Genomic DNA, 24,121 nt, shown 5'->3' on the forward strand with positions numbered 1-24,121 from the left:
GCGGCCGACGCCGGCGGCCGGGGCCTCACGCGGGGAGGCGGCCGGCGCCCTCCAGGAGCCGCTCCAGGTGCGCCCGGGAGACGGTCAGGAACGCGCAGGCCACCCGGGTCACGTCACGCCCGGCGGCCAGGCCGAGGCCGTGCCGCTCCACGAGCACGGGGACCGTCCGGGCCGCCGTCCACAGCTCCTCCATCCGGGCCACGAGCCGCTCGACCTCCCACGCCTCGACCTCCTGCCCCTCGATCCCCCGTGTCTCGGCCCCCGGCGGCCCGGCCTCCCGGGTGCGGGGCGTCCGCGCCCCTGCCCCGCGCGCCCCGGCTCCGCGTGCCCCGGTCCCGCGCGCGCCGGGCGGCCCGCCGGGCGAGGGCGCCGCCGTACGGCCCTCCCGCGCCGCCAGGCCGTCGCACCAGGCGACGACGTCGCAGGCGGCCTCGTCGAGCGCGCGCCATTCGCGGTCGGCGGGGAGCCCGCCGGGCACCTCCACCCCGAGACAGGGCTCCACCACGTCGAACAGGCACGGGCCGCAGGCGGCCCGGTCCCGCGCGGCGGGACCGGCGTCGAGCAGCGCGGCCCGCTGGGAGGTCAGGTGGGCCAGGAACCGCTCCCGCCACTGCTCGCTCATGCCCGGGGCCGACTCCCGCCACAGGGACGCGAAGGCCCGCTCCACGGTCCGCGGCCCCGGCTCGCAGCCCTCGGCCACGGCCAGCACCCCGGCGTAGGCGTCGGACTCCTCCCGGAAGCGGAGCAGCCAGGCCAGCCAGCGCGCGAACAGCGTGGCCGCGCCGGTGTCGCACCGGGCCATCGCCCGCCCGGCCAGGCGGTGCACGCCCGCACCGCGGTCGACCTCCAGGCCGAGGCCGCGGGACCACGCCAGGAGGGCGGCCTCGATCCGGTGGACCGACGGATGCATCGGGCACGGCGCCGACATCGCCGCGAGCCGCTCGGTGAGCGGGACCAGCAGGGCGGCCGCGCGGGACGAGGTGTGGAGCTCGGTGCGCATCGTGGTCTTCCCCCGGGTGGAACGTCACGGTCTGTTTCCCGGTCGCTCACTGTAGTGAGACGGTCACGCGGATTCCGTGGAGGCGCGGCGGGAAGAAAGCGGGGGAATGCCTGACGGAGAGGTGGAACCCGGGGCGCGGACGGCTTCGATGCTGCATCCCGCCGCCGTTCCTCGTAACGTGTGCGAAACACGCGGCAGGCAGACTGGGACGCGACCGGACGTGTCGCACCACGTCGGCAACGGAGGAGAAGCATTGGACCGCCAGCAGGAGTTCGTTCTCCGCACTCTCGAGGAGCGCGACATCCGGTTCATCCGGCTGTGGTTCACCGACGTCCTCGGGTTCCTCAAGTCGGTGGCCATCGCCCCGGCCGAGCTCGAGGGGGCCTTCGCCGAGGGCATCGGGTTCGACGGCTCGGCGATCCAGGGCTTCGCCCGGGTCTACGAGTCGGACATGCTGGCCAAGCCCGACCCCTCGACCTTCCAGATCCTGCCCTGGCGCAGCGAGAACCCCGCCGCGGCCCGGATGTTCTGCGACATCCTCATGCCGGACGGCTCGCCCTCGCACGCCGACCCGCGCTGGGTGCTCAAGCGGACCCTGGCCAAGGCCTCCGAGATGGGCTTCAGCTTCTACACCCACCCCGAGATCGAGTTCTTCCTGCTGAAGAACCGGCCCGAGAAGGGCGAGCGCCCCGAGCCGATCGACGAGGGAGGCTACTTCGACCACACCCCGCACAGCTCCGGCCACGACTTCCGGCGCAACGCGATCATGATGCTGGAGTCGATGGGCATCTCGGTGGAGTTCAGCCACCACGAGGGCGCCCCCGGCCAGCAGGAGATCGACCTGCGCTACGCCGACGCGCTCACCACCGCCGACAACATCATGACCTTCCGGCTGGTCATGAAGGAGGTCGCGCTGGAGCAGGGCATCTGGGCGAGCTTCATGCCCAAGCCCTTCACCGAGCACCCCGGCTCCGGCATGCACACCCACATGTCGCTGTTCGAGGGCGACCGCAACGCCTTCTACGAGCCCGGCGCCGAGTACCAGCTCTCCAAGGTCGGCCGCTCCTTCATCGCCGGGCTGCTCGCGCACGCCGCGGAGATCACCGCGGTCTGCAACCAGTGGGTCAACTCCTACAAGCGCCTGTGGGGCGGCGCCGAGGCCATCGCCGGCCAGGGCGGCGAGGCCCCCAGCTACATCTCCTGGGGCCACAACAACCGCTCCGCCCTGGTCCGGGTGCCGATGTACAAGCCGCACAAGGGCGGCTCCACCCGCATCGAGTTCCGCTCGCTGGACTCGGCCTGCAACCCCTACCTGGCCTTCGCGGTGATCCTCGCCGCCGGGCTGAAGGGCATCGAGGAGGGCTACGAGATGCCCCCGGGCGCCGAGGACGACGTCTGGGCGCTGACCACCGCCGAGCGCCGCGCGATGGGCATCGCGCCGCTGCCGCAGTCCCTGGACGAGGCCATCGCGGTCATGGAGCGCAGCGAGCTGGTCGCCGAGACCCTCGGCGAGCACGTCTTCGACTACTTCCTGCGCAACAAGCGCGCCGAGTGGAACGACTACCGCCGCCAGGTCACCGAGTTCGAGCTGGGCCGCTACCTGCCGGTGCTCTGACCTGCTGGGAGACCTGCTGGGACATGGGACCGGCGGGCGCTGGCGGTGGACACCGGGACCGCGCAGGGCCATGACCCGGCTCTCCGCGACATCGCCGGTTTCGCCGCGGGAAGAGCCGATCAGGTCGCCTGATCCGGTTCCTCGGAGAAGAGGGGACGCCCCGGCCACCGCCTTCGCCGTACCCGCCGGCGGTGGGCCGGCCACGGGCGGGCGGCGGCCCGCGGCTGCGCGCTCACCGGGACCCGGCGGTCAGGGGGACGCCTGGCCGCTGTCCTTGAACGCGCCCCAGCCGTGCCAGCGGTCGATCTCGACGACGGCGGTGACCCGGGAGCGGACCCGGTCGGGGTACGGCTCGCCGGTGTAGTGGCGGGAGATCCGGTCGATGTCGGCCAGGCCCTCGTCGTCGCGGAGCTCGACGGCGCGGCCGATCAGGCTCACGTGCGTGTACCAGCCGTCCCCGTCGAGGACGGTGAGGGCCACGCGGGGGTCGCGGCGCAGGTGCGCGAGCCGGACCCGGCCCTCGTCCATGTTGACCAGGACGCGGCCGTCCTCCCACAGGTACCAGGTGGCGGTGGAGACGGGCGCGCCGTCCGAGCGGAGCGTGGTGATGGTGCACGGGTTGGGCCGGGCGAGCATGGCCACGGCGTCGGCGGGCAGCGGGGGCTTGGACACGGTTCCTCCGGATGCGGACGGTCACGGACAAGGACGATCTTGCCATGGGCTTCGCCCATTCCACCGGAGGCGCAGGGGACCGGCCGCCGCGGCGAGCACCACGGCCGTGACCACCACGGACCTGGTGGAGCCGAGATGCGCCGGGCCGTAGATCTCGGGGAGGGCGGCGCCGAGCAGGCTCAGCGAGAGCCCGTGGGCGGCCCCGAAGAGCGCGGGGAACACGAAGACGCCCCACCGCGCGCCGCACGAGGCCGCACGGCCGCCCCGGCCACCCGAGGCCGGGGCCGCTGGCCTGCGGTGGGCCTGCGGTACGGCGGATCCGGCGGGGCCCGGAGAACGGCGGAGGATCCGGAGGCGGCGGAGATCCGAACAAACCGGCGCCTCCGCGCGTCCAAGACAGCCGGACCAGGTCCACGTCATGGAGGTGCGCGGGTGGGACGGACGGGACTCGCTCCGGGGGATCCCGAGCGGCTGGGCGGTTACTGGCTGGCCGGGCGGCTCGGCGCGGGCGGCCAGGGGGTCGTCTACGAGGCCTACGACGAGACGGGCGCGCGGGTCGCGGTCAAGGCGCTCCACACGGACGTGGCCGCCGCCCCGGGGCTGCGGGCGCGCCTGGCCGGGGAGGTGGCCGCGGCCAGGCGGGTCGCGTCGTCCTGCACGGCCCGGTTGATCGCCGCCGACCCCGCCGCGCCGGAGCCGTACATCGTCAGCGAGTACGTCGGCGGGCCCTCCCTGCGCGAGGCCGTGGCGGCCGGCGGGACGCTGGCGGGCGACCGGCTCGTCCGGCTGGCCGTGGCGGTCGCGACCGCGCTGGCCGCCCTCCACGAGGCGGGTGTCGTCCACCGCGACCTCAAGCCGGACGACGTGCTGCTCGGGCCGGACGGCCCCCGCGTCATCGACTTCGGCGTCACCCGGACGAAGCGGACGTCGGCCGCCTTCCCCGCGCAGGCCGTCGGCTCCCCGCCGTACATGGCGCCGGAGGCGCTGACCGCGGGCCGGGTCGGCCCGGCCGCCGACGTGTTCGCCTGGGGCGCGGTGGTGCTGTTCGCCGCCACCGGGCGCAGCCCGTTCGAGGCGGGGAGCGTCGGCGAGGTCCTGCACCGGGTGCTCACCTGCGAGCCCGCGACCGACGTGCTGCCCGAGCCGCTGCGCACGCTGGCCGCGGCCGCGCTGGACAAGGACCCCGGGGCCCGGCCCTCCTCCCGCGACCTGCTGCTGGGCCTGCTCGGCCGCGCCGGGGGCGCTCCGCCCGGCGAGAGGATCGGCGCCCTGCTCGACGAGGGCGCCCGCCGGGCCGCCGGGCCGCCGGCCGCGCCGGACGCCGCCTACCGCGCGCTCGGCGAGGTGGCCGAGGAGGTCTACGCCGGGCTGGACCCGGCGGCGCGGGCCGCGGTGCCGGGGATCCTGCTGCGCGTGGTCGCGCCGGGCGGAGGCGGGGCCGGCACCGTGCGCCGGGCCGCCGCGCAGGAGTTCTCCCCGGCCGACGGCCCGCTGCTCGACGCCTTCGCCGCGGCGGGCCTGCTGGTCCGCCAGGACGGCGGGGTACGGCTCGCCACCGCGGCCCTGCCGTGCGCCTGGCCGCGGCTGCGCGGCTGGCTGGAGGCGGAGCGGGCCCGGCGGCGCCGGCTGTTCGCCGCGGTGCTGGCGGCGCTGGCGGTGCTGACGGCCGTCGCGCTCACCGCCGGCCTCCTGGCGGGCCTCCCGCCCGCGCCCTCCCCGGCGGGGCGGCCCGGATGACCGCCCCCGGGCAGACGGCCCGGACGACCGCCCCGGCAGGGCAGGGGAGGGTCAGGGGGGGCCAGGAGATCCCCTCGGCGCGCAGCCGGCCGGTGGCGCGTGTGCTCCGGAACGGCGCGCGCGGCGTCATATCCCCGTTACCGGCGGCTCACAGCGGTGTCACGGACCCCTGATTGGCTGTACGTACAACTACTCCGGTAAAATCGGTCAATCCTATTGACGTTGGAATTCGAGACTTAATCGCCGTATGGCGACAGGAGGTGCGGCATGACAATGGCTGCCGGTCTGCAGACCGCGGTGACCGTCCCGGCGCGTTTCCGCGGGCCCGAGGGCATCGCGAACGGCGGGTGGATCGCCGGCACGGTCTCCGAGGCGCTGAACGGCGCCGGACACGACTCGGCGGTCGAGGTCACGCTCCACGCCCCCACGCCGCTGGAGACCCCCCTGGACCTGCGCCAGCTCGCCAACACCGCCACGCTGACCCACGGCGAGACCCTCCTGGTGGAGGCGATCAACGTCGCCGAGCGGATCGAGGCCCCGGCGTTCGTCCCCTTCGACGAGGCCGCCCGCGCCGAGAGCGGCTTCCCGGGGATGTCCGCCCACGCCTTCCCCGAGTGCTTCGTCTGCGGCCTGCGCGCCCCCGGCGACGGCCTGCGGATCTTCCCCGGCCCGGTGGAGGGCACCGACCTGGTCGCCGCCGGCTGGCGCGTGCCGATGACGGTCGCCGACGAGGACGGCGCCGTGCCCGACGCGATCGTCTGGGCCGCGCTCGACTGCGCCACCGGCTGGGCGCACTTCGGTCCCGGCGAGTCCGCGCTGCTCGGCCGGCTGACCGCCCAGGTCCACCGCCCCGTCCACACCGGCGGCGTCTACTCCGTGGTCGCCCGCGCCACCGGCCGCGAGGGCCGCAAGCTCTTCGGCGAGAGCGCGCTCTACGAGGTGGACGGCACCCTGGTCGCCGCCGCCAAGGCCACCTGGATCACGCGGGCCTGAGCCTCCGGCCTGCGGGGCGCGCCCGGGACCCCGCCGCCGCGGGTCCCGGGCGCGCCCCGTCCGCCTTCCCGGGCCCTCCCGCCGTTTCTGATCGGATGACGACGCGGCGGAACCGCTGACGACTCCGCGGGATGCGCGCTCCTGCCCCGTACGCCGGCGCTCCGACGGCGTGGCGTGCGCGGTCCGCTCCCGTGGTGGAGGATGGGGAGGCGTCAGCTGTGCTTGTGACCGGAGACGAGGAAGGGGCGGTGGACACCGTGCCCCGGATCCAGACGACCGCCGGGCGGCTGGCCCGGCTCGGCTTCGTCGACGGGGCCAGGGCCGAGCGCCTCCTCGGCGAGCTGGGGCCCGAGGCGGCCGGCGACCTCGGCCTGCTCGACGCGCTCGTCGCCACCGCCGACCCCGACCTGGCGCTGACCTCGCTCAACCGGCTGGCCGAGCGTGACCCGGGCGTCCTCGGGGCGCTCCGGCAGGACGCCGGCCTGCGGGCAGGGCTGCTCGGCGTCTTCGGGGTCAGCGCCGCGCTGGGGGAGCACGTCGTCCGGCACCCGGAGCACTGGCGGCTGCTCACCGGCGGGGACGCCGCGGCGCGGCCCTCCGCGGAGCGCCTCCGCGCCGAGCTGCTGCGGGCCGTCGGCGCCGAGCCCGACGACCCGGAACCGCGCGCGGCGGGCGCGGACACCGCCGTCCTGTCCGCGCTGCGCGTGGCCTACCGCGGCCGCCTGCTCCACCTGGCGGCGCGCGACCTCACCGGCGGGGCCGCGCTCGCCGAGGTCACCGCGGAGCTGTCCGACCTGGCCGGGGCCGCGCTGGAGGCCGGGCTCGCCGTGGCCCGCGCCGCGCACCCCGAGTGCGACCCGGTACGGCTGGCCGTCATCGGCATGGGCAAGTGCGGCGCCCGCGAGCTCAACTACATCAGCGACGTCGACGTGGTCTTCGTCGCCGAGCCCCGGGAGCGGGACGGCGCCACCGCCGACGAGAACGAGGCCGTCCGGCTCGCCACCCGCCTGGCCCAGGCGATGATGCGCGCCTGCTCGGCCACCACCCCCGAGGGCGCGCTCTGGGAGGTGGACGCGGCGCTGCGCCCGGAGGGCAAGGCCGGGCCGCTGGTGCGGACCCTCGCCAGCCACCGGGCCTACTACCGGCGCTGGGCCAAGACCTGGGAGTTCCAGGCGCTGCTGAAGGCCCGGCCGGTCGCGGGCGACGCCGAGCTCGGCGGCCGCTACGTCGACGCGATGAACGAGATGGTCTGGCAGGCCTCCGCCCGCGAGGGGTTCGTCGAGGACGTGCAGGCGATGCGCCGCCGGGTGGAGGCCCACGTCCGGGTGGAGGAGGCCGAGCGGCAGATCAAGCTGGGTCCCGGCGGCCTGCGCGACATCGAGTTCGCCGTCCAGCTCCTCCAGCTGGTGCACGGCCGGTCCGACCCGCTGCTGCGCCGCCGCGCCACCCTGCCCGCGCTCGCCGCCCTGTCCCGCGGCGGCTACGTCGGGCGGGACGACGCCAAGGCGCTCGCCGAGGCCTACACGTTCCTGCGCAGGGTCGAGCACCTGCTCCAGCTCCACCGGCTCCGCCGTACGCATGTGGTGCCCGACTCCGAAGGCGACCTGAGGCGGCTCGGGCGCGCGCTCGGCATGACGGTCGACCCGGTGGGGGCGTTCACCACCCGGTGGCGGCAGCACGCCAACCAGGCCCGCCGCCTGCACGAGAAGCTGTTCTACCGGCCGCTGCTGGTGGCGGTGGCCCGGCTGCCCGAGACGGAGGCGCGGCTGTCCGCCGCCGCCGCGCAGGCGCGGCTGGAGGCGCTCGGCTACACCGACCCCGCCGGGGCGCTGCGCCACATCGGCGCGCTGACCAGCGGAGTCTCCCGCAGGGCGGCGATCCAGCGCACGCTGCTGCCGGTGATGCTCGGCTGGTTCGCCGACACCCCCGACCCCGACGCGGGCCTGCTCGGCTTCCGCCAGGTCTCCGACCGGCTGGGCACCACCCCGTGGTACCTGCGGCTGCTGCGTGACGAGACGGTGGTGGCCGAGCGGCTGGCGCGGATCCTGGGCACCAGCAGATACGTGACCGGACTGCTGCTGCACGCCCCCGAGGCCGTCGCGATGCTCGGCTCCGACACCGGGCTGGACCCCCGGCCCGCGCAGGCGCTGCTGGCGGAGGCGCGGGCCGCCGTCGGCCGCTACCCCGGTGAGGCGGAGACCGCCGTCGCCGCGGTGCGCGCCCTGCGGCGCCGGGAGCTGTTCCGCACGGCGGTGGCCGACCTGGAGGGGCGTATCGGCGTCGAGCAGGTCGGGCAGGCGCTGTCGGCGCTCAACGACGTGACGGTCCAGGCGGCGCTGGACGCCGCGATCGGCAAGGTCGAGGCGGAACGGCGGGCCCCGCTGGGCACCAGGTTCGCGGTGATCGCGATGGGCCGCCTCGGCGGGTGCGAGTGCTCCTACGGCAGCGACGCCGACGTGATGTTCGTCCACGACCCGCTGCCGGGCACGGCGGAGAAGGACGCCACGGACGCCGCGTACGCGGTGGCCAACGAGCTGCGGCGGCTGCCGGCGCTGCCCGCCCCCGATCCGCCGCTGCTCGTCGACCCCGACCTGCGCCCGGAGGGCAAGGCCGGGCCGCTGGTCCGCACCCTCGCCTCCTACGCCGCCTACTACGGCCGCTGGGCGTCGCCCTGGGAGGCCCAGGCGCTGCTGCGCGCCCGCCGCTGCGCCGGGGACGCGGCACTGGGGGAGGAGTTCCTGGCGCTGGCCGACCCGCTCCGCTACCCGGCCGGCGGCGTGCCCGACGCCGCCGTGCTGGAGATCCGCAGGCTGAAGGCGCGGATGGAGGCCGAGCGGCTGCCGCGCGGCGCCGATCCCGCCCTGCACACCAAGCTCGGCCGGGGCGGGCTGTCGGACGTGGAGTGGACGGCCCAGCTCCTCCAGCTCCGGCACGCCGGCGACCTGCCGTCGCTGCGGACCACCCGGACCCTGGCGGCGCTGCGCGCGGCGGTCGCCGAGGGCCTGCTGACCGCGGAGGACGAGGCCGAGCTCGCCGAGGCGTGGTGCTTCGCCTCCCGCATCCGGGACGCGATCGTCCTGGTCCGGGGCCGGGCCGCCGACTCCATCCCGGCGGACGTGCGTGAGCGCGTGCTGCTGTCGCGGGCGCTCGGTTACCCGCCGGAGGCCAGTGAGGACTTCGTGGACGACTACCGGCGGGTCACCCGGCGGGCCCGGCGGGTGGTGGAGCGCGTCTTCTACGGAAGCTGACCTCTCGCGGGGGGCCGCGGGAGCCGGCTCCCCGGGGAAAACCGGCGATCTCCTTGTGCCGGCCGTACCCGGCGTGTAGAACGGTGCGGGCCGCGCTCCGCGCGCCGGGCGGCCCGCTTCCCCCGTGACCGGCGCGGACCGCCCGCCCCGCGTCCGGCGGCCCGGTCCCCCACGTCGAAGGCTGCTGGTGATCTGTCGTGATATCCGTCTACGTCGACCTGGCCATCGGGCTGGTGCTGGCCTTCCTGCTGCTGTCGCTCCTGGTGAGCGGGATCAACGAGGCGTTCGTGCGGCTGCTCGGCATCCGCAGCAAGTTCCTCTGGGCCTACCTGCGCGACACCCTGGACGGCGGCTCCTCCGAGGGGACGTCGTGGATCCCCTCCAAGATCGCCGACATCTTCGCCAGGCTGCCCTTCTCCAGGAAGGACCCGCGTCCCGTCCACAGCCCCGACCCGTCGCCCGCCGTGGTCGCGCCGGTCCCGGTGGACCCGGCGGACCCGGACGCCGGGGCGACCACGGCGGCCGGGCAGGGCGCGCCGCAGGTGGACATGACCGAGCGGCTCTACCGGCGGCTGCAGGAGATCGACCACCCCAAGGGGGCGCGGACCACCATCTCCGACATCCCGCCGGAGCGCTTCTCCGGCGCGGTGATGGAACTGGTCTCCGCCGAGGACGGCGGGGTGGACGGCCTGCTCGCCAAGCTGGAGGCCATCGGCAGCCCGCTGGCCGGGCACCTGAAGGGCGTCTGGGAGAGCGCCCAGCGCGACCTGGGCGCGTTCCGCCAGGGCGTGGAGAGCTGGTTCGACGGCGAGATGCGGCGCCTGTCCGGGCTCTACCGCCGCTACGTGAAGTGGGTGCTGTTCGCGCTGGGCGCGACGCTGACCCTGCTGCTCGGCATGGACGCGCTGGAGTACGGCAAGACCCTGCTGCGGGACAACGCCTACCGGGCGGCGGTGGCGGCCATCGCGGGCGGCGGCCAGGAGGCGCTCGCGGGCCTGCGGGAGACGTGCGCGCCCGGTGCCGGGTCCTCGGCGGGGGCCGCCACCGGCGCCCCGGCCCCCGTCGACCCGTACGCCTGCGTGACCGAGTCCTTCAGCTCGCCCGCCCTGGTGAAGATCTTCGACCACTCCATCGTGAGCGTCACCCTCCCGCCCGACGGGGGCGACCCGTCCTTCAACTGGAACGGCGCCGTCTGGTGGGACCGCCTGACCACCCCCGGGCACTGGCCCGGCTACGCGCTCACCTCGATCGCGCTGCTGTTCGGCGCGCCCTTCTGGTGGGACGTGCTGCGCCGCCTGACCGGCCTGCGCAACCGCGCGTAGACGCGCCGGGCCGGGAAGGGGCGGCGGGGGCGGGGCGGCGGTCCCGCCCCCGGCCGGGGCGCGCAGGACGCGCCGAATGCCCGGGACATCCCGGGCGGGCAGGACACCCGGGACCGTCCGGAGCGCCGGCCGCCCGCGGTCTCCGCTCCGGGTTCCCGGGGCGCGCTCAGCGCAGCGCGGCGAGGATCCGCTCGACGTGGGGGAGGGGATCGGCACCGACCGGGCGGAGCACCACGGTGTCCGCTCCGGCCTCCCGGAGCGACCGGACGACGCCGGCGGCCTCCTCGGCCGTGCCCGCGGCCATCGGCACCTCCTGCGGGGCGACGCCCAGGAACTCCGCCTGCGCCGTCGCGGCGGGCAGCACGGCCGCGCGCACCTGGCGCGGGTCGTCGCCGACGTAGAGGTGGACGAAGACCACCACCTCGTGGTCCTCGTGCGCGCCGCCCGCCGCGACCAGCTCCCGGGCCCGCCGGACGCGCTCGGCGTCGAAGCCCTCGGGCAGGATCGTGCCCTCGGCGATCCGCCCGGACAGCTCCAGAGAGCGGGGCCGCACCACCCCGGCCAGCACGGGCGGGGGCACGGCCGGCGGGTGCACCAGGGCGATCCCGTCGAGCCGTACGGCACGGCCCTCGGCGGTGACCGTCTCGCCGCGCAGGAGCGCCCGCACCGCCGTGATCGTCTCCTCCAGCAGGGCCAGGGGCGACGGAGCCAGGGCACCCGCGCGGCGCATCCAGTCCTGCACCCCGTGGCCGATCCCGGCGGCCAGCCGGCGGGGGTGCAGGCGGGCCAGGTTGCCGAGCTCCATGGCGAGCAGGGCCGGGTTGCGCAGCGGGGCGGGGGTGATCCCGATGCCGACGCGCAGCCGCTCGGTGACGGCCAGCGCGGTGGCCGCCGACGAGATCGCCCCCGTCCAGCCCAGATCCTCCACCACCCACAGGTCGTCGACGTCCGTGCCGTCCAGGCGGCGGGCGAAGGGGACGAGGGACTCGGGGGGAAGGTCGCGGTCGAACATCACGCCCAGGCGCATGTCTCTCCTCGGATGGTGGCGGTTCTCACGGACGGCGGGCGCACCCGGGCGGACCGGAGACGGCCTCCGCCGTGCGGGCCGGGTGTGCTCACCGGTAGCGGAAGTAGCCGGCGAAGTCCTCGACCCGGGTGATGGGGTCGATGCGGACCTCGGTGCCGGTCCTCAGCGCATTGATCATTCTGCCGTCGCCGATGTAGACGCCGACGTGGTGGGTCCTCACCCGGCGCTCGCCGATCTCACCGTAGAAGACGAGGTCGCCCGGGCGGGCCCGGGAGGCCGGGACCCTGGTGAGCCGCCGGAGGTGGTCGTCGGTGTTCCCCGGGCCCAGGACGTCCCGGCCGTGGGCCAGGTGGTAGACCCACCTGGCCAGGCCGGAGCAGTCGAGGCCGACCGTCGTGGCGGCCGGGCAGGGCCGGATCGCCCCCGTGTAACCGCGGCAGGTGCCGGGAGAAGGACCGGGCCGCTCGCCGTGGCCGCCGCCCCAGGAGTAGGGGATCGGACCCGTGCTCCCGTGCTGTCCCGCCAGGATCGCGTGGGCGACGGCGACGGCGCGGGCCAGGACGGCGGGCCGGAGGGGGGCCGAGGCGCCCGCGGCGGCCAGGAGCAGTGCGAGCACGGCCGCCGTGGCCGTCCACCGGCGCCGTGTGAGCACCCTGTCCGTCCCGGACACCGTCACCGCCCCGCGTCATCGGCTGCTGCCCGCCCTATTCTGCCGGGTTTCTGAGGGATATCCCTATGCGCCGCCGTGCCGGGACGCCCGCGGCCGTGCCGCTCCAGCGCGGCCGACGGCAGGAAAGCACCGGTTTCCCGGGAGGGGGGTCCTGCCGCGGGGCGAGGGCAGAACGGATGCGGAGGCGTGCCGGCCCCTCGGCCGGCCGTCAGTCGCAGTCGTCGATGTCGACGTCGACCTTCTTCTTCTTCTTCTTGGGCTTCGGCTTCTGGCCCGCCGAGAAGCCCTGGGACGCGTGGGCGGGCGAGGCGGTCGCCGTACTGGCCGAGGCGGCGCAGGCCTCGTCGTCCGAGCTGCAGGCGACGAGCGCGGACAGGGCGAGGACGATGACGCCGGCGGTGGTGGCGACGGTGCGGAACACGGTGTTCTCCCGGTTGTGCGGTTCTGTGCCCTCTATGGATAGCGGACGCCGCTTGCAACGTACTTAATCACCACTTGTGACCTTCTTGTGGTGATATGTCACTTCCGTCCCCTGTGAAGTGCGGGAGCAACGGGCGGCCGCCGTGGCCGGGAACGTGAGCGGCTTCGCCGTGCCTCGTCCGGGAGCAGCTGCCAGGGCCTCGGTGCTCCGGCGGCCGGGAAGCGGCGCGGCGAGGCGAGCGCGGCCGAGCCGGCCGGGCGGACGGGAACTCATGCCCTGCGGCGCCGGCCCGACCACCGTCCGGCGGCGAAGGCGAGCGCGACCGCCGCCACGGTCACCGCGCCGGCCGCCCCCGCGAGGGGAGGAGGAACAGTCGTCCCGTCCTCGGCGGCGGCCCCTGGAGGAGCGGCGTCCCCCGTCGAGGGGCCTCCTCCCGGTGCCGGACGCCTCGCCGTACCCAGCGCGGCAAGGAACTCCGCACCGATCGGCGCGCCGTCCCCGAACCTGTCCTCCCGGCGCAGCGGCACATCACCCGGACCGACCAGCTGGTTCCCGTCGCACAGCGAGGTCGTCAGCGCCACGCCCGGATCTCCTCCGACCGCACTGGACCGCTTGTCCGAGGCGAACACCAGATACCGGGAACCGACCGTGAAGCGATACCCGCACGCGGCCCCGTCAGCGCTGCTCGCCACCTCGGCCCAAGCCGTCACGTCCCCTTTGTAGGCGTGGTCGACACGAAAGCGGTGGACGATGGGCGATGGAGGGCCGGAAGGATCCCCCCGGACCTGGCGGGCGCCCACCGCCGTCCCGGTGAAGACGGCCGTCGCCCTCTCCGGCTGCTCCGCGGGTGTCAGGACGGCGCAGCTGCACGCGCAGGCCGTACCGGGAGCAGCCGCCACGGCGACGGCCAGGAGCAGGAGAACGAGGAGGAGCCGGTGTCCCATGCTCCTTACACGTACCCTCCGGCCCGTCGGTTCGGCAGGGGCCGCATTCGTCGTCTGCGCACGGGGTGTCCTCCACCGCCGGCCCGCTGCAGGGCTGCGACCGCCTCAGCGGCCGAGAACCTCTCACCCCGGGCGGGTCCTGAGGACGCACCCGGAAGGGCATCTCTTGACTGAGGTCGTAATGTACTGTTTGATCTCTCTGTATGGGAAGGGTCGGAAATCTCTTTCAAGAGTGGAAGTAAATGCCGTCCTGGTGTCGCTGAGAAGGAATTCTGGAATCCCCGTGATCGGTGACGGCGGTTGCCGTTCCTCCGGCCGGCCTTTCCCCGGCGCTCGTCCGCATACGGGCGGCGCGCTGTCCGACGACATCCCCCGGGCATTCTCGCAGGAGTGGTATGAAGCGGGTTCTGGCAGGTCTCACCATCGCGGGCGCCGTGCTCGTCGCGAGCGGCACCCCCGTGTCGGCGGCCTCTCCCCAGCCGGATTCCGGCAGCGTGGGAACACTGGCGACCGAGGCTCCGAGTTGTGTGGAGCGTGAAGTGCGTGACGAAGGATGGACCGACGAGCTCTACGTGGTCAACAGATGCGGCGAGACCAAGTGGCTGAAAGCCATCATCGCCTACGCCGGTGACTCGTCATGTCAGAAGTTCGACAAAAACCAGGGATACATCATCCATGAATGGGGTTATCCCGGCAGATTCGACAGGCTGGAGTTGTGCTGACGACCTCATCGAAGGCGTGCCGATGAGGTCTCGACGATCCGTCCCCTTCTCCGGAGGATGACCTCCTCTCCCCGCCGCCGGCGGCCTGCGAGAGCGGCGGCCCTCACGGCGGCCGGGGCCGGGGCGGCGCCGTCGGCGTCCTCCACGTACGGGCGGTGCCGGCGATGTGTGAGGCCCGGCTGCGGGCATCCCGGGAGCGAGAGGCGGAAAAGCCCGTGGCGAGGCGCAGGGCCTTCCACGGGCTTGACCTGGGGCGCTGGACGGGCACCGCGCGGCGGACGGTCAGACGTCGTAGTACAGCTCGAACTCGTGCGGGTGCGGGCGGAGCCGGATCGGGTCGACCTCGTTCTCCCGCTTGTAGGAGATCCAGGTCTCGATCAGGTCCGGGGTGAAGACGCCGCCCTCCAGCAGGTACTCGTGGTCGGCCTCCAGCGCGGCCAGCACCTCGGGCAGCGAGCCGGGCACCTGCGGGATGTTGCGGGCCTCCTCCGGCGGGAGCTCGTACAGGTCCTTGTCGACCGGCTCGACCGGCTCGATCTTGTTGCGGATGCCGTCGATGCCGGCCATGAGCATGGCAGAGAAGGCGTAGTACGGGTTGCAGGACGGGTCCGGCACGCGGAACTCGATGCGCTTGGCCTTCGGGTTGGAGCCCGTGATCGGGATGCGGATGCAGGCCGAGCGGTTGCGCTGGGAGTAGACCAGGTTGACCGGGGCCTCGTAGCCCGGGACCAGGCGGTGGTAGGAGTTCACCGTCGGGTTGGTGAAGGCCAGCAGCGACGGGGCGTGCTTGAGCAGGCCGCCGATGTAGTAGCGGGCGGTGTCGGACAGGCCCGCGTAGCCGACCTCGTCGTAGAAGAGCGGCGCGCCGTCCTTCCACAGGGACTGGTGGCAGTGCATGCCCGAGCCGTTGTCACCGAAGATCGGCTTCGGCATGAAGGTGACCGTGTGGCCGTACTCCTGGGCCGTGCTCTTGATGATGTACTTGTACAGCATCAGGTTGTCGGCGGTCTTCAGCAGCGTGCCGAACCTGAAGTCGATCTCGGCCTGCCCGGCGGTGCCCACCTCGTGGTGCTGCATCTCGACCTCGATGCCGCATTCGATGAGCCGGCGGACCATCTCCGAGCGCAGGTCGGTGAAGTGGTCCATCGGCGGCACCGGGAAGTAGCCGCCCTTGTAGCGCGGCTTGTAGCCGAGGTTGCCGCCCTCCTGGGCCTTGCCGGTGTTCCAGGCGCCCTCGATGGAGTCGATGTGGTAGAAGCTCTGGTGCGCGGCGGTCTCGAACCGCACGTCGTCGAAGATGTAGAACTCCGCCTCGGGCCCGAAGTAGGCCGTGTCGGCGATGCCGGTGCCCTTGAGGTACTCCTCGGCCTTGCGGGCCACGTTGCGCGGGTCGCGGCTGTAGGCCTCGCCGGTCAGCGGGTCGTGCACGAAGAAGTTGAGGTTGAGGGTCTTGTGCTGGCGGAACGGGTCCAGCACCGCCGTCGACGGGTCGGGCAGCAGCAGCATGTCCGACTCGTGGATCGCCTGGAAACCGCGGATCGACGATCCGTCGAACATGAGGCCGTCGCTGAAGACGCTCGCCCCGAAGTTCTCCGCGGGGAATGTGAAGTGGTGCGTCGTCCCGGGCAGGTCGGTGAACCTGACATCGACGAACTGCACCCCTTCGTCCTTGATGAACTTCAGGACGTCGTCGGCGGAGTTGAACACGCGAACCTCCCAAGGGGCACGGGCTAACGACCCGAACGTAGGTCTGCGCCGTTACCGCCCCGTGTCTCATCTGTTTCGCTCGTGTTAAGGGGGGCGCCTTCACGCTAGTCCGGGCAGGAGCGCAGACGTGTGCGCGCGACGTCTTCTTTGCCGGATTTTCGGGTGCGGACCGCGCCCCGTCAGCTACGGCTCGCGAGGAAGCAGTCCTGGTCCTTCGAGGTCTTCCGGTCCAGGTCGTACGGGTCGATCGGGGCGCCGGTGGCCCTGGCCGCCTCCTCGTCGGCGGGCGCGTCCTCGTAGGCCGGATGCACGAAGCCGTCGTCGACGTCGCAGCGGGCGCCGGTGACGCCTTCGCCGTTCCAGGTGCGCACCCAGACGATCAGCCGCCCGCCCTCCCGGTAGGCGCGGAGCTCTCCCACGTTGTGCGCGATGACGCGCATGGTGGTGTGCGGCCTGCCCGGGCGGTGGACGGCGTAGACGAACAGGTAGTTCACCGTGACGCGGGCGCCGGAGATCCCGCCTTCCTCGAACGGGGAGAGCTTCGTCCTCCCGCGGACCTTGATCACATCGGTGGCGGGCTCGGCGCTCTTCGGCGCGAAGCTCGTCAGCCAGGTCCGGGTGTTGAAGTCCTCGCCCTTGGGCTTCCTCCTGCGGTCCATGTTCTTGAGGAACCACCTGCGCTCCTCGGGGTGGAGCAGCTTGGCGAAGGGCCCGGGGGCGCCCTTGAACAGGGTGCGCCGGTCGAGGTTGGAGGCCTTGAGCAGGGCGCGGGCCCGGCCGAGCGCCGCGGCCACGTCCTTCTCGCCCAGCCCGCCCACCGCCCTGGCGCGCGGCATCACCAGGCCCTCGGCGCCGTCGGCGTAGTCCGCGGCCGGGGAGCCGTCGAAGGGGGAGGGCTTCAGCGGCACCGCCTCGGCGGATGCCTCCTCCGACGGCTCCGCCTGCGCCGGCTCCGCCGGCTCGGTCCTCCCGGGGGCCGGATCGACAGCCGCCCCGGCGAGGGCGAGCCGCTCGCCCAGCGCGGTGCGGGCCGCCTCCAGCAGCTCCGGCCGGTGGACGACGAGGACGCCGGCCCCCGCCGCCGCGGCGAGCGCCACCACCGCCGCCGCCCAGCGCCGCCGGCGGCGCCTGTCGCGGGGCAGCCGCTCCCACTCCCCCTGGGCGGCCCGGCTCATCCTCCGGCGCTCCTCCTCCTGGATCTGGGCGGTGATCTCCTGGAAGCGCTTTTCGATGTCGTCCATGTCTGACACTGGGGGTGCTCCGGCGGGAAGGGCGGGAAAGGCAAGTGGCGACCATGATGATGGCTTCTGTCCCCTATGGGAAATCGGCGCGGGCGCGTTCGGGGGCGACCGCCCCGGCGGATACCGTGGGGGCATGAACAGCAGGCAGCAGCCCCGGTGGACCCAGACGTGGCTCGGCGGGGTCAGGTCGGCCGGAGTCGACCTGGGATACCCCGGAGAGCGCCTCGGGCTCCCGGAGGAGGGCAGCGGCGCGGCGGCCGGCGCGGGCCGCCGGATCCTCGCCGTCCTGATCGACTGGATGATCTGCACCTGGGCCATCACCCGGGGCTTCCTGGGCGTCGAGCCCGCCCAGCAGGCATGGGTCCCGCTGGCGGTCTTCGGGGTGACGACCTTCCTGCTGACGGCCACCATGGGCATGACCTTCGGCATGCGCCTGCTCGGCATCCGCGTCGCCACGCTCGACGGCGGCCGACCGGGCCTCGTGGCGGCCGCGGCGCGCACCGTGCTGCTCTGCCTGGCCGTACCGGCGCTGATCTGGGACCGCGACCAGCGCGGCCTGCACGACCGCGCGGCGAACACGGTGGTCGTCCGGATGTGACCCTCCCGGCCGCGCGGCGGCCGGGGCGCCGGCCCGTCAGCGCGGCCGGACGCAGGTGAAGATCGCGGTGCCGGGCAGGTGGCGGCCGCGCAGCGGGCTCCAGCCGCCCCAGACCCGCTCGTGACCCGCGGGCCACTCCGGCTCCGTCAGCGCCGTCAGCACCAGCCCCGCGGCGGTCACGGCGCCGACCCAGTCGGCCATCGTGCGGTGGTGCTCGACGTAGCTCGGCTCCCCGTCGGGACCGATCTCCACGTACGGCGTGCGGTCGAAGTAGGAGCGGTCCGCCGTCAGCCCGCGCGGCCCCGGGTCGTCGGGGAAGGCCCAGCGGACCGGGTGGCTGACCGAGAAGACGAAACGGCCGCCGGGCCGCAGCACCCGCCGGGTCTCGGCGAGCACCGCCACCGCGTCGGCCACGAACGGCAGCGCGCCGTACGCCGAGCACGCCAGGTCGAACGAGGCGTCGGCGAAGGGCAGGGCCCCGGCGTCGGCCTGGACCACCGGCAGGGCCGAGCCGGTCTCCAGGTCGATCCGGCGGGAGTGCTGGAGCTGGCGGAAGGACAGGTCGAAGGCGGCCACCCGGGCGCCCTGCCCGGCCAGCCACCGCCCGCACTGGGCCGCGCCGCAGCCGATCTCCAGCACGTCCTTGCCCGTGACGTCGCCCAGCAGGCGGGCGTCGGCCTCGTCGAGCCCCTCCGGGCACCAGACGAAGCCGGCGTCGCGCAGGAACGCGCCGTGCTCCGCCTGGTACTCGTCCGCGGCACCGTCCCACCAGCCGCGGTTGGCCCGCGAGCTGGCGGAGGCGTCCACCGGACGGCGGTCGACCCCCTCCGGGGCCATCAGCGCAGCTTCGGACGGGGCATCTTCGCGCCGCGCGGCAGCGGGCCCTTGGGCATCGGCAGCGTCTGCGGAAGCGCCTTGAGGCGGTTGTTGACCTCGTAGACCGCGGGCTTCTTGAGGTTGCGGGGCAGCTTCATCAGGTGCCGCTGGAGCTTGGCGATCGGGATCTGCCCCTCGCCGTCACCGGACTGGATGTCGTAGACCGGCACGTCGAGCGCGACCCGCTGGACCCGCTTCTTCTCGGCGACGAGCATCCGCTGCACCCGGTGGCCCGGCCCCTCGGAGACCAGGATGATGCCGGGGTAGCCGACCACGCGGTGCACGATGTCCTGGTCGCGGTTGACCGCGACGGCCGGGGTGACCTGCCAGTTGCCGCGCATGCCCTGCAGGACCGCGGCGGCGGCGCCGGGCTGGCCCTGCAGCATGGAGTACTGCGCCTTCTGGGCGAGCTGGCCGAACACGACCAGGCCGACCGTGAGGGCCAGCATGACTCCGATGAAGTAGAGCGGCCACCAGCCCGTGACCACGCCGATCACCACGCACAGCACGAGTGTGCCGAACGCCGAGGCGTAGACGATCGGCATCCCCTTCGGGTTGGCCTGCTTGATGATCTGGGCGATCATGCGGAGCTGCTTGACGCGCCCCGGGGTCTGTGGGGCTTCGGGCTTATTGGCCATGCTCTGCAGGATACAAATCCCGGGGTCAAGAAATGAAAATGTGACCTCCCCGGCGGCCCCGGGGACGGCGCGGAGCGGCGGCGGCGGAGGACGCGCGAAGGCCCCGCGCCCGGCGGGGGCCGGGGCGGGGCCTGCTCGGCGCAAGACGCCCTCCGCGGGGCCGTCAGGCGTGCTGGCGGGCCTCGATGGCCTGCTTGTAGAGGCGGCCGGCCCGGTAGGACGAGCGCACCAGCGGGCCGGACATGACCCCGGCGAAGCCCATGGCCTCGGCGTCCTTGGCGAACTGCACGAACTCCTCGGGCTTGACCCAGCGCTCCACCGGGTGGTGGCGCGGGGTGGGCCGCAGGTACTGGGTGACGGTCAGCAGGTCGCACCCGGCCTCGCGCAGGTCGCGCATGGCCTCAAGGACCTCCTCGGGCTCCTCGCCCATGCCCAGGATCAGGTTGGACTTGGTGACCAGCCCGGCCGCCCGCGCCTTGGAGATGACCTCCAGGGAGCGCTCGTAGCGGAAGCCGGGGCGGATCCGCTTGAAGATCCGCGGCACGGTCTCGATGTTGTGCGCGAACACCTCGGGCGCGGCGGAGAAGACCTCCTCCAGCTGCGCCTGGTCGCCGTTGAAGTCGGGGACCAGCAGCTCGACGCCGCAGCCGGGCAGCAGCGCGTGGATCTGCCGGGCGGTCTCGGCGTACAGCCAGGCGCCGCCGTCGGGCAGGTCGTCGCGGGCGACGCCGGTCACGGTCGCGTAGTTGAGGCCCATCTGGCGGACCGACTCGGCGACGCGGCGCGGCTCGTCGGTGTCGTACTCCTTGGGCTTGCCGGTGTCGATCTGGCAGAAGTCGCACCGCCGGGTGCACTGGTCGCCGCCGATGAGGAAGGTCGCCTCGCGGTCCTCCCAGCACTCGGAGATGTTGGGGCAGCCCGCCTCCTGGCAGACGGTGTGCAGGCCCTCGCGTTTGACCAGCGCCCGCAGCTCGGTGTGGTTGGGCCCGGTCCGGAACCGGGTCTTGATCCACTCGGGCTTCTTCTCGATGGGGGTCTCGGCGTTGCGCACCTCCAGGCGGAGGAGCTTTCGGCCATCAGGAGCTACGGTCACGCAGCCAGCTTACGTCCCCGGGGAGGCCACGGCGGATCCGGGGCCGATCCGGCGGGAGGGCGCGCCGGGCCGGCCTGCGGCACGGCGCCGCCGGGGGCCGGGAAGAGCACGGCGCGGGGGCGGGCGCCGCGGCGGGCGCGGCGGGGTCAGCGCCGGAAGAGGTCCTCCTCGGGCAGCTCGAAGGCCTGCGCGCGCAGCGCCTCGGCCAGCCGCTTCTCGGCGTACGGCATGACGTCGTCGACCACGATCCGGCGGCCGGTCTCCGCCGAGAGCGAGGAGACGCCGGCGTCGGCGAACCCGCAGGGGACGATCCGGTTGTACCAGCTGGGGTCGTTGGAGCAGTTGAGCGCGTAGCCGTGCATCGTGACGCCGCCGGAGACGCGGATGCCGACCGCGCCGATCTGGCGGTCGGGCAGGCCGTGGGAGGGGTCCCCGGGCACCCAGACGCCGCTGCGCCCGGCGACCCGGCCCACGTGCACCCCGAAGTCGGCGCAGACCTGGATGAGGGACTCCTCCAGCAGGCCGATGTAGGTGACCACGTCCAGGCTCCCGCCCAGCCGGACGATCGGGTAGCAGACGAGCTGCCCCGGACCGTGCCAGGTGATCCGGCCGCCGCGGTCGACGTCGATGACGGGGGTGCCGTCACCGGGCCGCTCGTGCGGGGCGGTGCGCCGCCCGGCGGTGTAGACCGGCGCGTGCTCGAGCACCAGGCAGGTGTCCGGGACCCGGCCGGCGACCCGCTCGGCGTGGATCCGCCGCTGGAGATCCCAGGCCTGCTCGTAGGGGACATCGACGCCAAGACGGACGACTGCCAGCTCGCTCACGGCTCAAGAGTAGTTGACCCGGTCGGGGTCAGGACGTGAGGAGGCGGGGCTCGATGCGGAACTCCTTGACCCCGTCCGCCCCGTCGTGCTCGACCCGGTAGGCGCCCGCGCCCTCGCGCACGCTGACGGCCTGGATGAACTCGGTGCCGACGTAGTGGAGCCCCACGCCCTCGTCGGCGGCGTAGCCGCCGGGCAGCTCGCCGGAGGCCACCGAGGCGTGCAGCAGCTCGCGCCGCTGCGGGTCGGAGTCGTAGTGCACGCCGCACGAGTACGGCAGCAGGGCCAGGCCCTCGGCCCACGGCCGCAGGACCGGGCCGAAGGAGTCGGTGTTGCCGCCGACGTGCCAGCAGAGCGCGCCCGCGCTCTGCCCGGACAGCACCACGCCGGCCTTCCAGGCCTCCTCGAACGCCTCGTCCAGGCCGTGCAGCCGCCACAGCGCCGCCAGGTTGGCCACGCTGCCCCCGCTGACGTAGATCATGTCCTGGCCGAGGATCCACTCGCGCGGGTCCTCGACGTTCGGCATCGGGAACACCGTCAGGTGGCTGACCTCGACGTCCCAGTCGCGGAACGCCCCGTACATCTTCAGCAGCCAGTCGGCGTCGTCGCCGGTCGCGGTGGCCAGCAGGCCCAGCCGGGGCCGGTCCTGGCCGGTGAGGTCGAGGGCGTAGCGCAGCAGGCCGCTCGCCTCGATGAATCCGTAGCGGGCGGAGGGGCGGAACGAGCCGCCGCCGATGGCGAGGATGTGGGACTGGCCGGATCTGCTCATGACGTCGGTCTCCCCGGTGGCTCCAGTGGGAACAGGGACCTAGAGTACGGCGGAGAGTGCCTCGTTGAGACGGATATGCCGGAACGCGTAACCCGACTCGAGCAGGCGCCGGGGGAGCACCCGCTGCCCGGTCAGCACCCCTTCCCGCGCGAACTCGCCGAGCGCGGCGCGCAGCACCGGGGCGGGCACGGCCAGCGGCATCGCCGGCCGGCGCACCGCCCGCGCCAGGGCCGAGGTGAACTCGGCGTTGGTGACCGGCTCCGGCGCGGTGAGGTTCACCGGCCCCCCGACGTCCCCGCCGCCCCCGTCAGCCCGGCCGGCGATGAGGTGCCGTACGGCGCCCACCCAGTCGTCCACCGAGATCCACGACCAGTACTGCCGGCCGGAGCCGAGCGGCGCCCCCAGCCCGAGCTTGAAGATCGGCAGGACCCGCTGGAGCATGCCGCCCTCGCGGCTGAGCACCAGCCCGGTCCGGAGCGTCACGGTCCGCACGCCCGCCTCCGCGGCCGGCGCGGTCGCGGCCTCCCAGGCCCGCGTCACCTCGGCGAGGAAGCCCTCGCCGGGCGGGGCCGACTCGTCCACCGCGCGGTCGCCGGTGTCGCCGTAGTAGCCGACCGCCGAGGCGGACAGCAGCACCGCCGGCCTGCTCCGCAGGGCGGCCAGCGCCGCCGCCAGGGTCCGGGTGCCCTCCACGCGGCTGCGCATGATCTCGCGCTTGCGCTCGTCGCTCCAGCGCCGGTCGCCGATGCCCGCGCCGGCGAGGTGGACCACCGCCGCCGCGCCGCTCAGGGCGGCCGGGTCGACGAGGCCCTTGGCCGGATTCCAGAACGACTCGTCGGCGCTCTGCGGCGCCCGCCGTACCAGGCGGAGCACCCGGACGCCGTCGGCCCGCAGCGCCTCGACCAGGGCCGAGCCCAGCAGACCGGAGGCGCCCGTCACGATGACCGTCATGCGGCCAATCTAACCGGCCCGGCCCGCGCTCCCGGGGAGGCGTGTCCCGGGCCCGTGAAGGCGGGTCCGGTGCGCGCCCGCCGACGCCCGCGCCGGGAACGGGCGGTGCGGGCGCGGGGAGGGGAACGGGTCCCGGAAAGGGACCGGGCCGGCCCGCGCGGTGCGGACCGGCCCGGTGGGCTCGCAAGAGCCGGGCGTCAGAGGCCCAGCTGGCTCTCGAAGCTGCCCTCCTCGAGACGGTGCTTGATCGTCGTGAGGAAGCGGGCGGCGTCGGCGCCGTCGACCAGGCGGTGGTCGTAGCTGAGCGCGAGGTACACCATCGAGCGGACGGCGATGACCTCGCCCTCGGGGGTGTCCACGACGACCGGGCGCTTGACGACCGCGCCGGTGCCCAGCATGCCGACCTGCGGCTGGTTGAGGATCGGCGTGTCGAACAGCGCGCCCCGGCTGCCGGTGTTGGTCAGCGTGAACGTGCCGCCGGTGATCTCGTCCGGGCTCACCTTGTTGGTGCGGGTGCGCTCGGCCAGGTCGGCGATCTTGCGGGCGAGGCCGGCGATGTTGAGGTCGCCGGCGTTCTTGATCACCGGGACGAGCAGGCCGCGCTCGGTGTCCGTCGCGAAGCCGAGGTGCTCGACGTCGAAGTAGGTGACCTCGTTGGTCTCGCTGTTGATCGTGGCGTTCAGCTTGGGGTGCTGCTTGAGCGCCTCGACCGCGGCGAGGGCGAAGAACGGCATGAAGGAGAGCTTGACGCCCTCGCGCCGCTGGAACTCGCCCTTGGCCCGCTCGCGCAGGCGCGCGATCCGGGTGACGTCGACCTCGACCACGGTGGTGAGCTGGGCCGAGACCTGCAGCGACTCGACCATGCGCTTGGCGATGGTCTGCCGCAGGCGGGACATCTTCTCGGTGCGCCCGCGCAGGGTCGTGTCCACCGCGACCGGCGCGGGGGCCGGGGCGGCGGCCGGAGCCGCGTCGGCGGGGGCGGCCGGGGCCGTCTGCGGTGCCGGGGCCGCCGGGGCCTGCGGCGCGGCCGCGGGTTCGCGCTGGGCGCGCGCGGCC

At 74.2% G+C, this 24,121-nt stretch carries 22 protein-coding genes; 7 read left to right on the forward strand and 15 right to left on the reverse strand.

Going from position 1 to position 24,121, the window contains the following annotated elements; all coding sequences use genetic code 11:
• Positions 1–25: 25 nt before the first annotated feature.
• The gene (locus tag ABD823_RS20625) at positions 26–1,000 is read right to left on the reverse strand and encodes an isoprenoid biosynthesis enzyme family protein (protein WP_344862017.1); all 975 of its coding nucleotides are present in this window, start codon (positions 998–1,000) and stop codon (positions 26–28) included.
• 253 nt (positions 1,001–1,253) lie between these two features.
• On the opposite strand from ABD823_RS20625, the gene glnA (ABD823_RS20630) reads away from it, so the two are divergent.
• On the forward strand, positions 1,254–2,615 hold the full coding sequence (glnA, locus tag ABD823_RS20630) for a type I glutamate--ammonia ligase (RefSeq protein ID WP_344862019.1): 1,362 nt from the start codon (positions 1,254–1,256) through the stop codon (positions 2,613–2,615).
• A 249-nt stretch (positions 2,616–2,864) separates the two neighbouring features.
• On the opposite strand, the gene ABD823_RS20635 is transcribed toward glnA (ABD823_RS20630), so the two are convergent.
• Positions 2,865–3,287 carry a PPOX class F420-dependent oxidoreductase gene (locus ABD823_RS20635; protein WP_344862021.1) on the reverse strand — a complete coding sequence of 141 codons (423 nt, stop codon included), beginning with the start codon at positions 3,285–3,287 and terminating at the stop codon, positions 2,865–2,867.
• A gap of 432 nt (positions 3,288–3,719) precedes the next feature.
• On the opposite strand from ABD823_RS20635, the gene ABD823_RS20640 reads away from it, so the two are divergent.
• The 4 genes from ABD823_RS20640 to ABD823_RS20655 all read left to right on the forward strand — a co-directional run bounded on the left by ABD823_RS20640 (position 3,720) and on the right by ABD823_RS20655 (position 10,587).
• Entirely contained in the window at positions 3,720–5,024 is a 1,305-nt protein-coding gene (locus ABD823_RS20640; RefSeq protein WP_344862023.1) for a serine/threonine-protein kinase, read from the forward strand.
• 267 nt (positions 5,025–5,291) lie between these two features.
• Positions 5,292–6,017 (forward strand): PaaI family thioesterase, encoded by a 726-nt coding sequence (locus ABD823_RS20645; protein ID WP_344862025.1) that lies wholly within the window; start codon positions 5,292–5,294, stop codon positions 6,015–6,017.
• Between the two features lie 224 nt (positions 6,018–6,241).
• On the forward strand, positions 6,242–9,265 hold the full coding sequence (locus ABD823_RS20650; protein WP_344862060.1) for a bifunctional [glutamine synthetase] adenylyltransferase/[glutamine synthetase]-adenylyl-L-tyrosine phosphorylase: 3,024 nt from the start codon (positions 6,242–6,244) through the stop codon (positions 9,263–9,265).
• Positions 9,266–9,462: 197 nt separating this feature from the next.
• The gene (locus ABD823_RS20655) at positions 9,463–10,587 is read left to right on the forward strand and encodes a hypothetical protein (protein ID WP_344862027.1); all 1,125 of its coding nucleotides are present in this window, start codon (positions 9,463–9,465) and stop codon (positions 10,585–10,587) included.
• A 166-nt stretch (positions 10,588–10,753) separates the two neighbouring features.
• Here ABD823_RS20655 and ABD823_RS20660 read toward each other — a convergent pair whose 3' ends face one another.
• The 4 genes from ABD823_RS20660 to ABD823_RS20675 all read right to left on the reverse strand — a co-directional run bounded on the left by ABD823_RS20660 (position 10,754) and on the right by ABD823_RS20675 (position 13,649).
• A complete protein-coding gene (locus ABD823_RS20660) occupies positions 10,754–11,614 on the reverse strand; it encodes an LLM class flavin-dependent oxidoreductase (RefSeq protein ID WP_344862028.1) in 861 nt (286 codons plus the stop codon).
• 88 nt (positions 11,615–11,702) lie between these two features.
• A complete protein-coding gene (locus ABD823_RS20665; RefSeq protein ID WP_344862030.1) occupies positions 11,703–12,266 on the reverse strand; it encodes a C40 family peptidase in 564 nt (187 codons plus the stop codon).
• Positions 12,267–12,492: 226 nt separating this feature from the next.
• On the reverse strand, positions 12,493–12,705 hold the full coding sequence (locus tag ABD823_RS20670) for a hypothetical protein (RefSeq protein ID WP_344862032.1): 213 nt from the start codon (positions 12,703–12,705) through the stop codon (positions 12,493–12,495).
• Between the two features lie 269 nt (positions 12,706–12,974).
• Positions 12,975–13,649: a hypothetical protein gene (locus ABD823_RS20675; protein WP_344862034.1), complete on the reverse strand. Its 675-nt coding sequence runs from the start codon at positions 13,647–13,649 to the stop codon at positions 12,975–12,977.
• A 395-nt stretch (positions 13,650–14,044) separates the two neighbouring features.
• On the opposite strand from ABD823_RS20675, the gene ABD823_RS20680 reads away from it, so the two are divergent.
• Positions 14,045–14,371 (forward strand): hypothetical protein, encoded by a 327-nt coding sequence (locus ABD823_RS20680; protein ID WP_344862036.1) that lies wholly within the window; start codon positions 14,045–14,047, stop codon positions 14,369–14,371.
• Positions 14,372–14,653: 282 nt separating this feature from the next.
• On the opposite strand, the gene glnA (ABD823_RS20685) is transcribed toward ABD823_RS20680, so the two are convergent.
• Positions 14,654–16,078 (reverse strand): type I glutamate--ammonia ligase, encoded by a 1,425-nt coding sequence (gene glnA, locus ABD823_RS20685; protein ID WP_344862038.1) that lies wholly within the window; start codon positions 16,076–16,078, stop codon positions 14,654–14,656.
• A gap of 179 nt (positions 16,079–16,257) precedes the next feature.
• Positions 16,258–17,319 carry a hypothetical protein gene (locus tag ABD823_RS20690; protein WP_344862040.1) on the reverse strand — a complete coding sequence of 354 codons (1,062 nt, stop codon included), beginning with the start codon at positions 17,317–17,319 and terminating at the stop codon, positions 16,258–16,260.
• 133 nt (positions 17,320–17,452) lie between these two features.
• Here ABD823_RS20690 and ABD823_RS20695 point away from each other — a divergent pair, with 133 nt between their 5' ends.
• Positions 17,453–17,917, forward strand: coding sequence for an RDD family protein (locus tag ABD823_RS20695; protein WP_344862042.1), 465 nt, complete (start codon positions 17,453–17,455; stop codon positions 17,915–17,917).
• A 36-nt stretch (positions 17,918–17,953) separates the two neighbouring features.
• On the opposite strand, the gene ABD823_RS20700 is transcribed toward ABD823_RS20695, so the two are convergent.
• The 7 genes from ABD823_RS20700 to sucB all read right to left on the reverse strand — a co-directional run.
• Complete coding sequence (locus tag ABD823_RS20700) at positions 17,954–18,754, reverse strand: class I SAM-dependent methyltransferase (RefSeq protein WP_344862044.1); 801 nt, start codon at positions 18,752–18,754, stop codon at positions 17,954–17,956.
• The gene (locus ABD823_RS20705) at positions 18,754–19,431 is read right to left on the reverse strand and encodes a DUF4191 domain-containing protein (protein ID WP_344862046.1); all 678 of its coding nucleotides are present in this window, start codon (positions 19,429–19,431) and stop codon (positions 18,754–18,756) included. Before ABD823_RS20705 ends, ABD823_RS20700 begins: the two co-directional genes overlap by 1 nt.
• A gap of 163 nt (positions 19,432–19,594) precedes the next feature.
• On the reverse strand, positions 19,595–20,524 hold the full coding sequence (lipA, locus tag ABD823_RS20710; RefSeq protein ID WP_344862048.1) for a lipoyl synthase: 930 nt from the start codon (positions 20,522–20,524) through the stop codon (positions 19,595–19,597).
• Between the two features lie 146 nt (positions 20,525–20,670).
• Positions 20,671–21,348 carry a lipoyl(octanoyl) transferase LipB gene (gene lipB / locus ABD823_RS20715; RefSeq protein WP_344862050.1) on the reverse strand — a complete coding sequence of 226 codons (678 nt, stop codon included), beginning with the start codon at positions 21,346–21,348 and terminating at the stop codon, positions 20,671–20,673.
• Positions 21,349–21,376: 28 nt separating this feature from the next.
• Entirely contained in the window at positions 21,377–22,114 is a 738-nt protein-coding gene (locus ABD823_RS20720) for a Type 1 glutamine amidotransferase-like domain-containing protein (protein ID WP_344862052.1), read from the reverse strand.
• A gap of 39 nt (positions 22,115–22,153) precedes the next feature.
• Positions 22,154–23,065 (reverse strand): TIGR01777 family oxidoreductase, encoded by a 912-nt coding sequence (locus ABD823_RS20725; RefSeq protein ID WP_344862054.1) that lies wholly within the window; start codon positions 23,063–23,065, stop codon positions 22,154–22,156.
• A gap of 197 nt (positions 23,066–23,262) precedes the next feature.
• The coding region (gene sucB, locus ABD823_RS20730; protein ID WP_344862056.1) for a 2-oxoglutarate dehydrogenase, E2 component, dihydrolipoamide succinyltransferase at positions 23,263–24,121 on the reverse strand (859 nt) is incomplete at its 5' end.

This window comes from Planomonospora alba (assembly GCF_039534085.1).
Taxonomy (GTDB): domain Bacteria; phylum Actinomycetota; class Actinomycetes; order Streptosporangiales; family Streptosporangiaceae; genus Planomonospora_B; species Planomonospora_B alba.

Excerpts from the sequence above, each read along its gene's own strand:
- ABD823_RS20625 (WP_344862017.1), bottom strand. The coding sequence starts at position 1,000 with ATGCGCACCGAGCTCCACACCTCGTCCCGCGCGGCCGCCCTGCTGGTC.
- ABD823_RS20675 (WP_344862034.1), bottom strand. The coding sequence starts at position 13,649 with ATGGGACACCGGCTCCTCCTCGTTCTCCTGCTCCTGGCCGTCGCCGTG.
- ABD823_RS20690 (WP_344862040.1), bottom strand. The coding sequence starts at position 17,319 with ATGGACGACATCGAAAAGCGCTTCCAGGAGATCACCGCCCAGATCCAG.
- ABD823_RS20695 (WP_344862042.1), top strand. The coding sequence starts at position 17,453 with ATGAACAGCAGGCAGCAGCCCCGGTGGACCCAGACGTGGCTCGGCGGG.
- ABD823_RS20645 (WP_344862025.1), top strand. The coding sequence starts at position 5,292 with ATGACAATGGCTGCCGGTCTGCAGACCGCGGTGACCGTCCCGGCGCGT.
- ABD823_RS20705 (WP_344862046.1), bottom strand. The coding sequence starts at position 19,431 with ATGGCCAATAAGCCCGAAGCCCCACAGACCCCGGGGCGCGTCAAGCAG.
- ABD823_RS20725 (WP_344862054.1), bottom strand. The coding sequence starts at position 23,065 with ATGACGGTCATCGTGACGGGCGCCTCCGGTCTGCTGGGCTCGGCCCTG.
- ABD823_RS20680 (WP_344862036.1), top strand. The coding sequence starts at position 14,045 with ATGAAGCGGGTTCTGGCAGGTCTCACCATCGCGGGCGCCGTGCTCGTC.
- ABD823_RS20700 (WP_344862044.1), bottom strand. The coding sequence starts at position 18,754 with ATGGCCCCGGAGGGGGTCGACCGCCGTCCGGTGGACGCCTCCGCCAGC.
- ABD823_RS20720 (WP_344862052.1), bottom strand. The coding sequence starts at position 22,114 with ATGAGCAGATCCGGCCAGTCCCACATCCTCGCCATCGGCGGCGGCTCG.
- ABD823_RS20660 (WP_344862028.1), bottom strand. The coding sequence starts at position 11,614 with ATGCGCCTGGGCGTGATGTTCGACCGCGACCTTCCCCCCGAGTCCCTC.